The sequence below is a fragment of the Streptomyces sp. 2-1 genome (genome assembly GCF_048564895.1).
Lineage (GTDB): Bacteria > Actinomycetota > Actinomycetes > Streptomycetales > Streptomycetaceae > Streptomyces > Streptomyces phaeochromogenes.
This window is the reverse complement of sequence record NZ_CP183383.1, coordinates 1,416,553-1,430,378: the sequence shown is the minus strand read 5'-3', so window position 1 is coordinate 1,430,378 and position 13,826 is coordinate 1,416,553. Positions and strand designations below refer to the sequence as shown.

The window sequence follows — 13,826 nt, the reverse complement described above, 5'->3', positions numbered from 1 at the left end:
CCCACGACTGATCCGCGCCCGGTGTGGAACCCGCGTCCTGTGTGCGACCGGGAAGTCGTGTGTGCGACCGGGGTGGCGATCACCACGAGGGCATCCGCGCGACACGCGAGAGGGGTACCCCGGGACACACGGGCGAAAGGCAGGAGGCATGAGCTTCGAAAGGTACGAGCCATGAACAAGGACACCCGGACCGTCACCGTCGGCATAGACGGCTCCCGCGCGAGTCTCGACGCCGCCGACTGGGCGGCCCGAGAAGCCGAGCGACGCGGGGTCGCCCTACGGCTGCTGCACGCCGGAGCCGAACCCGCCCAACCCGCACGGCCCCCGGGCGGCGCGCCCGTCCGTACCACCCTCGACCGGGCCGCCGTCCAACTCTCCTACGGCCACCCGGCGTTGGACATCATCGCCCGCCGCACCGACACGCCTGCCGTCCCGGCGCTGGTCGCCGCCGCCGCGGAGTCGGAGACCCTGGTCCTCGGCTCGCGGGGCTTCAGCGGCTTCGCCGGATTCCTCGTCGGCTCGGTCGCGCTCGCGGTGGCCGCACGGGCCCAGCGCCCGGTGGTGCTGGTGCGCGCGGGCGAACTCCCCGAGGACGAGCGGATGCCGGTCGACGGGACCACCCCGCCGGCCAGGGCCCCGTACCTGCCGGTGGTCCTCGGTCTCGACCTCGCCCACCCCGCCGACGGCCTCATCGGCCACGCCTTCGACACCGCCACGGTCCGCTCGGCGCCGCTGCACGTCGTGCACGCCTGGACGCCGTCCCCGCGGCGGGGCTACCTCGACGGCGGTCGGACGCCCGGCGACACGGCCGAGCAGGAGAACGCCAAGTCCCGCTCCCTGGCGGTGACCCTGGGGCCATGGCGCCACAAGTACCCGGAGACCGAGGTCACCGAGCGCGTCGCCCACGGGCACGCCGGGCACCATCTGCTGCAGGCGTCCGCCCGGGCCGGACTGCTGGTCATCGGCCGCCGCGCCTCGGCCGGCCCGGGCCTGGGCCGCGCTGCACGCTCCCTGGTCCACCACGCCACGTGCCCGGTCGCCGTGGTGCCGCATCCGTGAGTGAGGCCGACCGCGCGAGTCGGGCCGGCCACATGTCTCGGACCGGCCGCACGACTCGGGCCGATCAGCCGAAGCGCTCGATCCGGATACGGTCCACCGGCTGGCCGGCGTCCACCAGCAGCCGCGAGGCATGCTCGGCGAACCCGTTCGAACCGCACACATAGGCCTCCCACCCACCTTCGGGCCCGTCGGCCAGGAGCGCCGCCACATGTGCGGCCGACACACGTCCCACGGGTACACCCTCCGGCGCGGTGCGGGTGAACACGGGTGTGGTCTCGGCGCCGTACTCAGACGCGTAGATCAGCTCCTCGGGACTGCGGGCCGACACGAGCAGCCGCAGCGGCACCGACAGCCCCCGCGCGCGGTGGTGGCGGACCATCGACATCAGCGGTACGACGCCGGAGCCCGCGCCGACGAGCAGGGCGGGCCGGTCGCCCGGCCAGGCGAAGAAGCCGCTGAGCGGGCCGCGCACCTCCACCTCGTCGCCCGGCTTGGCGACCGTGTGGAACCAGCCGGACACCTCACCGCCGTCGACATGGTCGAGGGTGAGCTCGATGTGCCCGGCGTCGTCGGGCGGCGAGGCGATCGAGTAGTGCCGCTGGGCGACATAGCCGTCCCCCGCCCGGAGCCGCAGCATCAGGTGCTGCCCGGGAAGATGGCCCTCCCAGTCCGGCACGGCGAACCGGAAGGTCGCCGCGTGCGGGGTCTCCCGGCGGACCTCGGTGAGCGTGGCGCGCTGCCAGGTGGCCGCCGCGCGGTTGCTCACGGCGATCCGCCCCGGCACGGCGAAGCGGGTCGGCGGCGTGAAGCCGGCCGACGGCGTGGAGTCCGTAACGGACATGGTGGTCTCAGTCACCGGAGTAGCGCTGCTCTTCCCAGGGGTTGCCGCGGTGGTGGTAGCCGTTCTGCTCCCAGAAGCCCGGCTCGTCGTGGTCCAGGAGCCTCAGCCCCGCGATCCACTTGGCGCTCTTCCAGAAGTACAGATGCGGCACGATCAGCCGCGCCGGACCACCGTGCTCGGCGGGCAGCGGCCCGTCCCCGTACTCCCACACGATCCAGGCGCGCCCGCCGGTGACATCCCCGAGGGGGAGGTTCGTGGTGTATCCGGTGTGCGAGTACGCGACGACGTGCGTGGCCTCCGGCGCCGGGCGGACCGTGTCGAGGAACGCGTCGAGCGACACGCCCCCGAAGCGCACCCCGAACTTCGACCAGCTCGTCACACAGTGGATGTCGCCCTCGTAGGCGGACGGCGGCAGCGCGTGCGCCTCGTCCCAGGTCCAGGTGCGCGGCTCGGCGACCAGGCCGTCGACGGTGAACGTCCACTCCGCGGGCGTCAGGTCCGGTGTGACCTCCGCGGACAGGACGGGCCAGTCGTCGCCCGCGTCGTACTGGCCGGGCGGCAGCCCGTCGTTCCGGACGCGCGGGCGCCCGGTGAAGCCTCGGGTGACGTTCATGTGGGAGGTGCCTCCAGGCCTGCCGGACGGCGGCCCTTGATCGTTGCGTACGCCCTCCACGGTACCGGGCCAGCCCGCAAGCCCCTTCCCCGGATCATTGCGGCCGCATGAACAGTCCGGCGGCCCGGGAATAGCAACCCCGTGATCTTCCTTGCCGCTACTGACACCCCGGTGCGAAGGAGAGTGACGGAGCAATGCCCAAGGCGTACGTCTTCACCCAGTACGGCGGCCCCGAGACCGAAGCACTCGTCGACCAGGACCGCCCGAGCCCCGGACCCGGCGAGCTGCTGGTCGCCGTACGGGCGGCGGGCGTGAACCCCGTCGACTCCAAGCAGCGCACCGGCTACCAGCGCCCCGGCCAGCAGCCGCGCGCGGTGCCCGCGGTGTTCGGCAACGAGGCCGCCGGAGTCGTCGAGGAGGTCGGCGAGGGCGTCACGGGCTTCGCGGTCGGGGACGAGGTCTTCGGCAACCCGGTCGCCGGAGCGTTCGCCCAGTACGTGCTGCTCCCCGTGGCGGTCACCGCCCACAAGCCCGCCGGTGTCTCCTTCACGGACGCAGCCGCCCTGCCCGTCGCGGCGGCGACCGCGTACGACGGAATCCGTCAGCTGGACCTTCCGGCCGGTTCGGCCCTGCTGGTCACGGGCGCGGGCGGCGGTGTGGGCGTCTCGGTGATCCAGATCGCCCGCGCCGACGGACTGAACGTCATCGGTGTCGCGAGCGCGGGCAAGAAGGACCTGGTCGAGTCGCTCGGCGCCGTGCATGTGCCGTCGGGCCCCGACTTCGCCGACGGCGTACGGGCCGTGGCGCCCGACGGTGTGGACGCCGTCTACGACGTGGTCGGCGGTGAGGTCCTGGAAGCCGCGGCCGAGCTGGTCGCGGACCGGACGAAGCTGATCACCGCGGGCGGCAAGGACATCGTGGCGCGCCTCGGTGGCTCGCCCGTCGCGCGGGCCCGTACCGCCGCGGTGCTCGACCAGGTGGCCCGGCTGGTGGCCGACGGCAGGCTGGACCCCTTGGTGACGCAGACCTTCCCCCTCGAACGGGCCGGGGAGGCGCTGCGTACCGTCGAGGAGGGCCACACGCGCGGCAAGGTCGTGATCGAGGTCGCCATATGAGCGGCGGTGCCCGTCATCCGCTGGACAACCCCGCGCTCGGCTCGCTGACCGGCCCGCACGCCCACTTCGCCGAGCAGCGCGGTCGGGTGCTGCGCTACCCCGTCGACGTGTCGCCCTGGCTGGCGCTGCCCGACGAGCCGGACGCCGACGACTGGGCCGATCTCGCGGCACTCGTCGGCCCCGGCGAGGAGCTGGGGCTGCCCGCCTTCGACGGGGGGATCCCGGACAGCTGGGAAGTGACGTTCAGCCTGGACGGCGTACAGCTCGTGGACGACGGCCTGGCCACCGCACCCGAGCCGGAGGCCGTACTGCTCGGGCCCGCCGACGCACCGGAGATGCTGGACCTGGTCGAGCGGACCAGGCCGGGCCCGTTCCTGCCCCGGACCGTCGAACTCGGCACGTATCTCGGGATCCGCCGGAACGGGAACCTGATCGCCATGGCGGGGGAGCGGCTGCATCCACCGGGCTGGACCGAGATCAGCGCGGTCTGCACCGATCCGGACTTCCGCGGCGAGGGCCTCGCGACCCGGCTGACCCTGGCGGTCGCCCACGGCATCCGCGCCCGGGGCGAGACCCCGTTCCTGCACGCCGCCGCCGGCAACACCACTGCCATCCGGCTCTACGAGGCGATGGGCTTCCGGCTGCGGCGCAGGACGCGGTTCGTGGGGGCGCGGGTGCCCGAACTGCTCGGCGACCGGGAGACGTTGGGGGTCGCATAGGTGAGGTGGCGGGCCGCTAGGCCTGCCACCGGCCCGCTCGTGGTTCCGGCGTGCCTCAGTCGCTCGCGGGCGCGGTCCTGAACGTCACTCCGCCCGCCGCCGCGTTGTACCGCAGCAGATACCCGGCGAACCGCTCCAGGTCCTCCTCCGGCCAGCCCGCGAGCCGCTCGCGGAACGCCACCCGGCGGCTCGCGGTCACCTGGGCGAGGATCTCCTTGCCGGCGGGGGTGAGGTGGAGCACCTGGACGCGATGGTCCTGCGGATCGGCGCGGCGCTCGACCAGCCCGGCGCGTTCGAGGGCCGAGACCTGGCGGCTGACCGTGGACTTGTCCAGGGCGTAGTGCGCGGCCAGGTCGGTGGCGCGGCAGCCACCGACGTCTTCGAGATGGCCGAGCAGTGTGTACGAGACCAGTGAAAGCTCGGGGTGCAGACGTCCCGCCGAGGCCCGGGCGCGGCGGGCGAAGGCCGTCAGCTCGTGGTGGATCGTCTCGATGGACACGTCGGCTGCGTTCACGGTTCTTTCCTTCCTCTTCTGGTTGCACCGTACAACTAAGTGGTTGCCTCATGCAACTAGAGGCGTCTCGGGTGCCGCGTCTGGAGGTGCCTCGGGTGCGAGGTGGCGAGGGTCGGAGACCGGGTCCCGGCCGGAGTCGGCGCCGTGTAATGTTGCCGTCCGGCTGCGGACCGCCCCAGCCGCGAACGGACCGAGGAGGTGGGCCCCATTACCGCTGTGTCAGCTCGGGTGCTCTCGCCTCAGGGCCTCACCGGCATCAGGTGACCTGGAGGGCGCCCTTCGGCTTCCCGAAAGGCTCTCGGCTTCCATGCCACCTTCTTACGCACATGTCGTCACCGCGCTCCGCTCCGCCGGCTGTGTCTTCGCCGAGGACGAGGCACGTCTGATCCTCTCCACTGCTCGTACGCCTGCCGAACTCACCGTGATGGTGGACCGCCGCGTCGCGGGCCTGCCCCTCGAACACGTCCTGGGCTGGGCCGAGTTCAGGGGCCTGCGCATAGCCGTGGAACCCGGTGTGTTCGTGCCCCGCCGCCGCACCGAGTTCCTGGTCGAGCAGGCCGTCGCGCTCGCCCCCGAGGCCCCCGTCGTCGTGGACCTGTGCTGTGGCTCCGGCGCGGTGGGTGCGGCGCTCGCCGCCGCGCTTCCCGGGGTCGAACTGCACGCCGCCGATGTCGATCCCGCCGCGGTGCGATGCGCTCGGCGGAACGTGAGTGCGGGTGCTCATGTCTACGAGGGGGATCTCTTCGACGCGTTGCCGTGTGCCCTTCGCGGGCGCGTCGGCATTCTGGCCGCCAATGTGCCGTACGTGCCCAGCGGCGAGGTCGGGCTGCTGCCGCCCGAGGCCCGTGACCATGAGCCTCTGGTGGCGCTCGACGGGGGTGGGGACGGGCTCGACGTCCTGCGTCGTGTCGCCGTGGAGGCGCCGCGGTGGCTGGCGCCCGGCGGGAGTCTCCTCGTCGAGACGAGTGAGCGCCAGGCGGGCCTCGCTGTCGAGATCCTCGCCGATGCCGGGCTGATACCGAGGCTGGAGGTCTCGGAGGAGCTGTACGCGAACGTCGTGATCGGCGTGAAGGGGAGCTAGAGGCTGCGGGATTGCGGGTGCGGGTGCGGTACGGGTCGGCTGTGGCTGCTCGCGCCCACTCGGCGGAGCCGCATGTGCAACACCCCGGCGGCCCTCTGTGTGGCACGCCATTGTGCAACTAGTTGCAAAAGGCCCTCGCCGTCGTCTACAAAGACATGACGACACCGCGTACGGAGGGGCCCATGAGCCGTTACCCGCATCTGCTGAAACCGCTCGACCTGGGCTTCACCACGTTGGCGAACCGCGTGCTCATGGGCTCCATGCACGTCGGCCTGGAAGAGGCCGAGCGGGGCTTCGAGCGTATGGCGGAGTTCTACGCGGCCCGGGCGCGCGGCGGTGTCGGCCTCATCGTCACCGGCGGCATCGCCCCCAACGACGCGGGCCGCCCGTACGAGGGCGGGGCCAAGCTCACCACCGAGGCGGAGGCCGAGCAGCACACCGGGATCACCACCGCGGTGCACCGCGAGGGCGGGAAGATCGCGATGCAGATCCTCCACTTCGGGCGGTACGCCTACCACCAGGACCTGGTCGCCCCGAGCGCGCTCCAGGCGCCGATCAGCCCGTACCCGCCGCACGCGCTCACCGACGACGAGGTCGAGCGGACCATCGACGACTACGCCAGGGCCGCCCGTCTCGCGCGGCAGGCCGGCTACGACGGCGTCGAGATCATGGGCTCCGAGGGCTACCTCATCAACGAGTTCATCGCCGCTCAGACCAACAAACGCGAGGACCGCTGGGGCGGTTCGTACGAGAACCGCATGCGGTTCCCCGTCGAGATCGTCCGCCGGGTGCGGGAGGCGGTCGGCGAGGACTTCATCATCATCTACCGGCTGTCGATGCTGGACCTGGTCCCGGGCGGATCCTCCTTCGACGAGGTCATCACGCTCGCCAAGGCCGTCGAGGCGGCCGGGGCGACCATCATCAACACGGGTATCGGCTGGCACGAGGCCCGGATCCCGACCATTGCGACCTCGGTGCCGCGGGGCGCGTACGCCTGGGTGACCAAGAAGGTCATGGGTGCCGTGTCGATCCCGCTCGTGACGACGAACCGCATCAACACCCCTGAACTCGCTGAGGAGTTGCTCGCCGAGGGCCACGCCGACATGGTGTCGCTGGCCCGCCCGATGCTCGCCGACCCGGACTTCGTCGCCAAGGCGGAGGCCGGGCGCCCCGAGACCATCAACACCTGCATCGGCTGCAACCAGGCCTGCCTTGACCACACGTTCAGCGGCAAGATCACGTCGTGCCTGGTGAACCCGCGGGCCTGCCACGAGACCGAGCTCGTCCTCTCACCGACCAGGCGGCGCAAGCAGGTTGCCGTGGTCGGTGCGGGCCCGGCCGGACTTGCCTGCGCGGTCAGCGCCGCCGAGCGAGGCCACGACGTCACCCTCTACGACGCCGCGCCCGAGATCGGCGGCCAGCTCAACGTGGCCCGCAAGGTCCCCGGCAAGCAGGAGTTCGACGAGACGATCCGCTACTTCCGCACGCAGCTCCAACTGCACGGCGTGGACGTGCGGTTGAACACCCCGGTCACCGCCGAGGACGTCTCCGCGTACGACGAGGTCGTCGTCGCCACGGGAGTCAGCCCGCGCACCCCCGAGATCCCGGGCGTCGACCACCCCAGCGTCGTCGGCTATCTCGACGTGCTGCGCGACGGCGTGCCCGTCGGTGACCGTGTCGCGATCCTCGGCGCGGGCGGCATCGGCTTCGACGTCGCCGAGTACCTGACCGACGGCGGCGACAAGGCGAGCGAGGACCCGGCCACGTACTTCCGGCACTGGGGCGTGGACATGGACTACCGCGCGCCGGGCGGCCTCGGCACCCCCGAGCGGCCCGCCCCGCCGCGGACCGTCCACCTCCTGCAGCGCAAGCCGTCCAAGGTCGGCGGAGGCCTCGGCAAGACCACCGGCTGGATCCACCGCACCGAGCTCAAGCACCGCGGCGTCACCATGGTCCCGGGCGTCCAGTACGACCGCATCGACGACGCCGGACTGCATGTCACCGTCGACGGTCAGGCTTCCGTCCTCCCGGTCGACACGATCGTGCTCTGCACGGGCCAGGAACCGCGCCGCGACCTGTACGAGGCGCTGCGCGCCGACGGCCGCAGCGTGCACCTCATCGGCGGCGCCGACGTGGCGGCCGAACTGGACGCCAAGCGGGCCATCAAGCAGGGCACGGAGCTGGCGGCGGCGCTGTAGGGGCCCTGCGGTCCGTCCCTAGGATGACTCCATGTCACTCCCGCACGCGATCCTCACCGCCCTGCTCGAAAAGCCGTCGTCGGGGCTGGAGCTGACCCGTCGCTTCGACAGGTCGATCGGCTACTTCTGGTCGGCGACGCATCAGCAGATCTATCGCGAGCTGGGAAAACTGGAGGCAGACGGACACATCAGGGCCCTCCCGACGCAGCAGCCCGCCCGGGGACAGAAGAAGCGGTACGAGGTCCTGCCCGCGGGCCGCGCCGAACTGGCCAGATGGACCGCCGCGTCCCAGGACCCCAAGCCGCTGCGCGACACGATGCTGCTGCGGCTGCGCGCCGCGGCGGTGGTCGGCACGGAGGGCATCGAGGCGGACCTGCGACGCCATCTCGACCTGCACCAGCGGCAGTTGGCGGAGTACGAGGAGATCCAGGAGCGCGACTTCCCGCCCGGCAAGGACGCACCGCAGGACCGTCTTCAGCACCTCGTCCTGCGGGCCGGGATCGACCTGGAGACCTTCTGGACGCGCTGGCTGACGCACGCGCTGGACGAGTTCCAGCGGCTGCCCGCGGAGGATCCGGCGTCCTGACGGTCGGGATGTCGGGTGATCCGGATTCGGGTGGTCGCTGTTTCAGGTGCTCGGCGGCGGCCCGGCCTCCCCGTCGGGACCGGGGTTCCGGGCTTCGAGGTCGGGGTTCCGGACCGCCGCCGTGCTCACAGCCGGTGCGGCTTGGCGCGTCGGCGCAGGACCCAGACGGTGGCTCCGACACCCGCCGCCACGAGGACGCCGCCCGCCGCGTAGGTGGCGGCGCCGTAGTCCTTCGTACCGCCGCCCATACCGCCCATGACGCCGCGCGACGGTGATGCCGACGAGGTCGCAGTGGCCGTGGCCGTCGCAGTCGCGGAGATCGTGGGGCTGGAGACGGGGGAGACGGTGACGGACTGGGTGCCCGCCGTGGTGCCGTCGGCGCAGACCACGATGACGGTGTAGGTGCCGGTGGTGACGTTGGACCAGGCCGCGGCCTGGCTGGTGCTGGTCCCGGACAAGGTCGCCTGGCGCCCCTGCGCGAAGTTGGCCTGACCGCTGGAGAGCAGCGAGGCATTCCCCATGGAGCCGTTGGACCTGGTGGCACAGTCGCTGGTGGTCACCTGCACCGTCGTGCCGCTGGTGGTCACGTTGATGGCCGTGTTCACCGCGACCGCTTCCGTTGCGGTGAGGGTCAGCGGCAGCGCGGCGGCGGCCACGGTCAGGCCGGAGCGGACGAGCATCTGGGTCATACGCATAGAACTGCCCTCCGACAGCACGGTTGGCGGTACATCCCATGCGCCGCCGAGGGTTGGGAACGCCCGTGCGCCTTCGGACCGAGCCAATGCGAGGATCACCGGTTCCGCACGCGGGCCGGGACCGGGCAGGTGACGAATTCCTTCGTCCGGCCGACCGCCGGTGGCGCACCACCGGAGCGGCCCGCTACTTTCCGCCGGCCGTCACCAGGTCCGGCCGGCCGCCAGGATCCGTTCCGCGACGAGCGCGACATGCGGGTTGTCCGACACCCCCGGGCGCCGCACCAGATACGCGGTGTTGATCGGCGGGTCCTCCGGGTCCAGCAGGGTGACCAGCGCGCCGGAGGCCAGCTCGTCGAGGCACAGATAGCGGGGGAGCACCGAGATCCCGGCGCCCGCCACCACCGACGCGAGGACGCCGCGCAGATCCGGCACCGTGACCGCCGCCTGGCCGGTCAGCCGTACGCCGAAGACGTGCCGCCAGTAGCGCCGCGCGATGGGCAGATCCTCGGCGTACGAGATCAGCGGCACCCCGTGCAGCACGGCGGGCCCCTCGGCGGCGACCCGGTCCCGGCCGATCCGCCCGGCCCACGCGGAGGCGGCCACGAGGACGAACTCCTCGTCCGCCAGTGGCGCCGCGCTCAGTGTGCGCCCGCGCGGCCGTGACGTGGCGATCGCCAGGTCGAATCGGCCGCCGCGCAGCCCCTCCAGCAGACCGTCGGTCAGTCCGGTGGTGACTCGCAGCCGCACCCCCTGCCCGGTCAGCGGGGCCAGGGCGGGCAGCACCCGCGTGCACAGCAGCTCCGCCGGACCCGCCACATGGACCGGCTCCGGCACCACGTCCGCACCGAACCCGCCGCGGTCCGTGACCGTCGCGAGCGCGTCCAGCGGCGCCGCGACCCGCGCGGCCAGCTCGTCGGCGACCGAGGTCGACACCACGCCGCGTGGCCGCCGCTCGAACAGCTCACGCCCCAACTGGTCCTCCAGGGACCGGATCTGCGTGGTCACCGTCGGCTGCGAAAGCCCCAGCAGCCGCGCCGCGGACGTGAACGAACCCGCCCGGTGCACGGCGAGAAAGGTCCGCAGCAGCGAGAGATCGAGCGGGGCGGCGGACGCGGCGGTGCCATTGGATTCCCTATGGGGCATACGGAGAATCCTAGGCTCCGTCTATGGCCGGACCACCTTCGGGCATCCGCCGCTCCTGCCCCGCGGCGCCGCCGCCCCGCCCTACGGCCGCGCCGCTCCCGTCGTCACCGTCCGCTCCGCCGAGAAGCCGCTCCAGGTCCCGTCGGGCAGCTTCGCCCTGATCCGCACCCGCTGGGTGACCCCGGCCTCCCGCCCCACGTAGAAGCTGTACGTCGCCTTGTCGCGCGGGGCCGTCCCGCCCCAGACGAGCGAGGTGGCGGGCTGCCGGTCGAGCTGGATCTGGTACTCCGTGATCACCCCGTCGATCGTCTCGGCGTCCGGCGGAATCCAGGAGAGGTCGAGGTAGTACGCCCCATCGGTGCGATGCGTCGAGGCCCGGAAGCCGGTGGGCGCCAGACCGGTGCCTTTCCCGTCCCCCGAACCGGCGGGAGTCGTGATCCGTACGGCCGCGCTCGCGGGCGAGACGTTGTCCGCCGCGTCCCGAGCCCGGACCGTGAAGGAGTACCGCGTGCCGGGCCGCAGCCCCGTGACCACGGTCGCCGACTGTGCGCCGCCCACACTGTGGATCTTCGAATCGCCCTGATAGATGTCATACGAGGCCACGCCACGGTTGTCCGTGGATCTGTCCCAGGACAGCTGGGCGGCCCGGCTGCCGGCCGCCTTGCCGCGAGGGCGCTCCGGGGTGGTCGGGGCCCGTCCGTCGGCGGCGGTCGCGGCCGGAGTGGTGGCCGACACCCGCTCGCTGGGCGGTCCGAGCCGTCCGTCGGCGTCCCGGGCCCTTACGGAGAAGGCGTACCTGGTCGACGGCTTGAGCCTGGTGATGTCGACCATGTGGTCCGAACCCGGCACTTCCTTCACCATCGTGGTGCCCCGATACACCTCGTAGTGGGCGACCTCGGGTTTCCCGGAGGCCCGGTTCCACATGACGTGCACGCTGGTGGAGCTGCCCGCCGCCGCGGTGACGCCCGCCGGGGCCGCGGGCGGCCGGTCGGCGCCCGGGCCCTCGCCGCCCCAGCCGCAGGACACCACCATGAGCAACGCGCCGCAGACCACCGCGGCTCGCAGGAGTACGCGTCGCACAGCCCTGCCCTCCCTCGACGGGAATGGTCCGGACCAATATGACCTGGTCGGCGTGACCACATCAAGAGGGCCGTGTTCGCGATATCGATCGGACGTTACGTATGCTGATGTTCTTCGCGGCTGAACTCGCCCTTGTCGTAGGGAAGTTCATGCCCACGGTGCGGAACGCTGTCGTCGCTGATCCCGCGCCGGCGAGGGCGGCCGGGCGGCCGGAGCCGACATCGGCTCCGGCCGCCCGGCCCCCGACGAGACGTCATCGGGCGTGCTCCGTACGGCCCCCCAACGGTGGCCGCGTGATCGAACCCCCACCAGATTGGGCTGAGTGTTCGTCAGTGCCCGCCCAGGAGAGGGTCTCTTATCGTGCGTGCCCAGTCGCTGACGCTGGCCGCGGCCGGCGCTGCCCTGCTCGCCCCCACGACGATCTCCGACGTCGCTCCCTTGCCGGATGCCGTGCACGAGCGCGCGGGGAACGCGGGCCCCCCGGGGAACGCCGGATCCGCGGGGGGTGTCCGGGCCGACGACCTGCTGGCCGCGGTGCGCGACTGCGTGCCCGTCTCCCACGGCCTCTACCGGACCGACGACGGGGCGCCCGCGGACATCCCCGTCTGCGGAAAGCGCGGCGCGGTCTTCTGGAAGGCCGACCTGGACATCGACTGCGACGGCCGCCGCGGCCCGTACTGCAACGAGAGCACCGACCCGCTCTTCGCCGACACCACCGCCTTCCGGCAGTCCGACGGCAACTATCTCAGCGCAGAGACCCTTCCGTACGTCGTCGTGCCCGCCGCCAGCCACATCTGGGACCACGAGGAACACGGCGTCCGCAGCGGCACGGTCGCCGCCGTGATCCACGGCGACCGTGTGCAGTACGCGGTCGTCGGCGACCTCGGCCCCGAGGGCCTCATCGGCGAGGCGTCGTACGCCACGGCCCGGGGCCTCGGCATCCGCCCCGACCCGCAGGGCGGCGGGGCCGCCTCCGGGGTCACGTACATCTTCTTCGAGGGCTCCGGCGTGTCCCCCATCGAAAACCCCCGGGCGGCCGTCGCCGAGGGCGAGCGACTGGCCCGGGAGTTCATCCGCCGGAACGAGGCCCGCTGAGGGCGCCCGTCTCACACCTTCCGATAGCTGTACGCGTCTGCCGCTGCGGCCTCCACCGCCGCCAGGTCGGCCCCCGTGGACGCCGTGACGACCGCCGCCACCGCGCCCTCGACGAAGGGCGCGTCCACCAGACGGGTGCCCGCCGGGAGTTCGTCGCCCTCGGCCAGCAGTGCCTTCACGGTGAGGACCGCGCTGCCGAGGTCGGTGAGGACGGCGACACCGGCGCCCCGGTCCACGGCCGCGGCGGCGGCCGAGATCAGCTCGGAGCTGGTGCCGAAGCCGCCGCCCTCGATGCCGCCCGCGGGTGCCACCGGAGCGGTCGTACCGCCGCCGGCGAGCCCCGTCGCCAGTTCGGCGACCGAGGCGGCCACCGCCGCGCTGTGCGACACGAGCACGATGCCCACCAGCTTCTCCCCGCCTCCTGTCGTGCCCGGCACGTCACTCACCTGCCGTCTCCGCGAGCGCCGCGATCAGGAGGGCCGAGGAGGTGGCACCGGGGTCCTGGTGTCCGATGCTGCGCTCGCCCAGGTAGCTCGCCCGGCCCTTGCGGGCCTGCAACGGCGTGGTCGAGAGGGCGCCCTCCTCGGCGGCCGTCCGTGCCGCCGCGAAGGACTCGCCGAGCGCGTCGACCGCGGGCACCAGCGTGTCGATCATGGTCTTGTCGCCGGGCGCGGCCCCGCCGAGCTGCATCACGGCGTCCACCCCGGTGCGCAGCGCCTGAGCGAGCTCCTGCTTGTCGACCTCGGCCGCGTCACCGAGCGCCTTGCCCGTGCGGCGCAGCAGCGTCCCGTACAGCGGCCCGGACGCGCCGCCCACCGTCGAGATCAGCTGCCGTCCGGCGAGCATCAGGACGGCGCCGGGCGTCTGCGGTGCCTCCTTCTCGAGCGTGGCCGCCACGGCCCTGAAGCCGCGCTGCAGATTGCTGCCGTGGTCGGCGTCGCCGATCGGCGAGTCGAGGGCGGTCAGCCGTTCCGCCTCTCGGTCCACGGACGCGGCGGTCGCCGTCATCCAACGGCGGAAGAAGTCGGCGTCGAGCACTGGATCTCCTTGCTGGGTAAGGGAGTTGACCGGCCGTACCGGCGCTGGG

General features: G+C 72.5%; 15 protein-coding genes. 7 read left to right on the top strand and 8 right to left on the bottom strand.

Translation table 11 applies throughout. From position 1 onward, the window contains the following. Nucleotides 1-171: 171 nt before the first annotated feature. Complete coding sequence (locus ACN20J_RS06470; protein ID WP_419665476.1) at nucleotides 172-1,059, top strand: universal stress protein; 888 nt, start codon at nucleotides 172-174, stop codon at nucleotides 1,057-1,059. Between the two features lie 64 nt (nucleotides 1,060-1,123). Here ACN20J_RS06470 and ACN20J_RS06465 read toward each other — a convergent pair whose 3' ends face one another. After that, a complete protein-coding gene (locus tag ACN20J_RS06465) occupies nucleotides 1,124-1,900 on the bottom strand; it encodes a ferredoxin reductase (RefSeq protein WP_419668842.1) in 777 nt (258 codons plus the stop codon). 7 nt (nucleotides 1,901-1,907) lie between these two features. Continuing rightward, nucleotides 1,908-2,513 (bottom strand): sulfite oxidase-like oxidoreductase, encoded by a 606-nt coding sequence (locus tag ACN20J_RS06460; RefSeq protein ID WP_361998218.1) that lies wholly within the window; start codon nucleotides 2,511-2,513, stop codon nucleotides 1,908-1,910. Between the two features lie 194 nt (nucleotides 2,514-2,707). On the opposite strand from ACN20J_RS06460, the gene ACN20J_RS06455 reads away from it, so the two are divergent. Next, nucleotides 2,708-3,628 carry a quinone oxidoreductase family protein gene (locus tag ACN20J_RS06455; protein ID WP_419665475.1) on the top strand — a complete coding sequence of 307 codons (921 nt, stop codon included), beginning with the start codon at nucleotides 2,708-2,710 and terminating at the stop codon, nucleotides 3,626-3,628. Beyond that, entirely contained in the window at nucleotides 3,625-4,347 is a 723-nt protein-coding gene (locus tag ACN20J_RS06450; protein WP_361998212.1) for a GNAT family N-acetyltransferase, read from the top strand. The genes ACN20J_RS06455 and ACN20J_RS06450 overlap by 4 nt, the downstream gene beginning before the upstream one ends. 55 nt (nucleotides 4,348-4,402) lie before the next feature. On the opposite strand, the gene ACN20J_RS06445 is transcribed toward ACN20J_RS06450, so the two are convergent. Further along, nucleotides 4,403-4,861, bottom strand: coding sequence for a MarR family winged helix-turn-helix transcriptional regulator (locus ACN20J_RS06445; RefSeq protein ID WP_361998210.1), 459 nt, complete (start codon nucleotides 4,859-4,861; stop codon nucleotides 4,403-4,405). A 307-nt stretch (nucleotides 4,862-5,168) separates the two neighbouring features. Here ACN20J_RS06445 and ACN20J_RS06440 point away from each other — a divergent pair, with 307 nt between their 5' ends. The 3 genes from ACN20J_RS06440 to ACN20J_RS06430 all read left to right on the top strand — a co-directional run bounded on the left by ACN20J_RS06440 (nucleotide 5,169) and on the right by ACN20J_RS06430 (nucleotide 8,726). Beyond that, on the top strand, nucleotides 5,169-5,942 hold the full coding sequence (locus tag ACN20J_RS06440; RefSeq protein ID WP_419665474.1) for a putative protein N(5)-glutamine methyltransferase: 774 nt from the start codon (nucleotides 5,169-5,171) through the stop codon (nucleotides 5,940-5,942). 182 nt (nucleotides 5,943-6,124) lie between these two features. Continuing rightward, complete coding sequence (locus tag ACN20J_RS06435; RefSeq protein WP_419665473.1) at nucleotides 6,125-8,140, top strand: FAD-dependent oxidoreductase; 2,016 nt, start codon at nucleotides 6,125-6,127, stop codon at nucleotides 8,138-8,140. A 31-nt stretch (nucleotides 8,141-8,171) separates the two neighbouring features. Further along, the gene (locus ACN20J_RS06430) at nucleotides 8,172-8,726 is read left to right on the top strand and encodes a PadR family transcriptional regulator (RefSeq protein WP_189838793.1); all 555 of its coding nucleotides are present in this window, start codon (nucleotides 8,172-8,174) and stop codon (nucleotides 8,724-8,726) included. Nucleotides 8,727-8,851: 125 nt separating this feature from the next. Here ACN20J_RS06430 and ACN20J_RS06425 read toward each other — a convergent pair whose 3' ends face one another. The 3 genes from ACN20J_RS06425 to ACN20J_RS06415 all read right to left on the bottom strand — a co-directional run bounded on the left by ACN20J_RS06425 (nucleotide 8,852) and on the right by ACN20J_RS06415 (nucleotide 11,596). Continuing rightward, a complete protein-coding gene (locus tag ACN20J_RS06425; RefSeq protein WP_388464235.1) occupies nucleotides 8,852-9,421 on the bottom strand; it encodes a hypothetical protein in 570 nt (189 codons plus the stop codon). A gap of 201 nt (nucleotides 9,422-9,622) precedes the next feature. Next, complete coding sequence (locus tag ACN20J_RS06420) at nucleotides 9,623-10,564, bottom strand: LysR family transcriptional regulator (RefSeq protein ID WP_419665472.1); 942 nt, start codon at nucleotides 10,562-10,564, stop codon at nucleotides 9,623-9,625. 81 nt (nucleotides 10,565-10,645) lie between these two features. Next, entirely contained in the window at nucleotides 10,646-11,596 is a 951-nt protein-coding gene (locus ACN20J_RS06415; protein WP_419668841.1) for a fibronectin type III domain-containing protein, read from the bottom strand. A 408-nt stretch (nucleotides 11,597-12,004) separates the two neighbouring features. Between ACN20J_RS06415 and ACN20J_RS06410 the strand changes: the two genes are divergently transcribed. Then, the gene (locus ACN20J_RS06410; RefSeq protein WP_419665471.1) at nucleotides 12,005-12,739 is read left to right on the top strand and encodes a glycoside hydrolase family 75 protein; all 735 of its coding nucleotides are present in this window, start codon (nucleotides 12,005-12,007) and stop codon (nucleotides 12,737-12,739) included. 11 nt (nucleotides 12,740-12,750) lie between these two features. Here ACN20J_RS06410 and ACN20J_RS06405 read toward each other — a convergent pair whose 3' ends face one another. Together ACN20J_RS06405 and dhaL are read right to left on the bottom strand one after the other, a co-directional pair. Then, the gene (locus ACN20J_RS06405; protein WP_372505314.1) at nucleotides 12,751-13,176 is read right to left on the bottom strand and encodes a PTS-dependent dihydroxyacetone kinase phosphotransferase subunit DhaM; all 426 of its coding nucleotides are present in this window, start codon (nucleotides 13,174-13,176) and stop codon (nucleotides 12,751-12,753) included. A 1-nt stretch (nucleotide 13,177) separates the two neighbouring features. Continuing rightward, a complete protein-coding gene (dhaL, locus tag ACN20J_RS06400; protein WP_189838798.1) occupies nucleotides 13,178-13,777 on the bottom strand; it encodes a dihydroxyacetone kinase subunit DhaL in 600 nt (199 codons plus the stop codon). Between the last annotated feature and the right edge of the window lie 49 nt (nucleotides 13,778-13,826).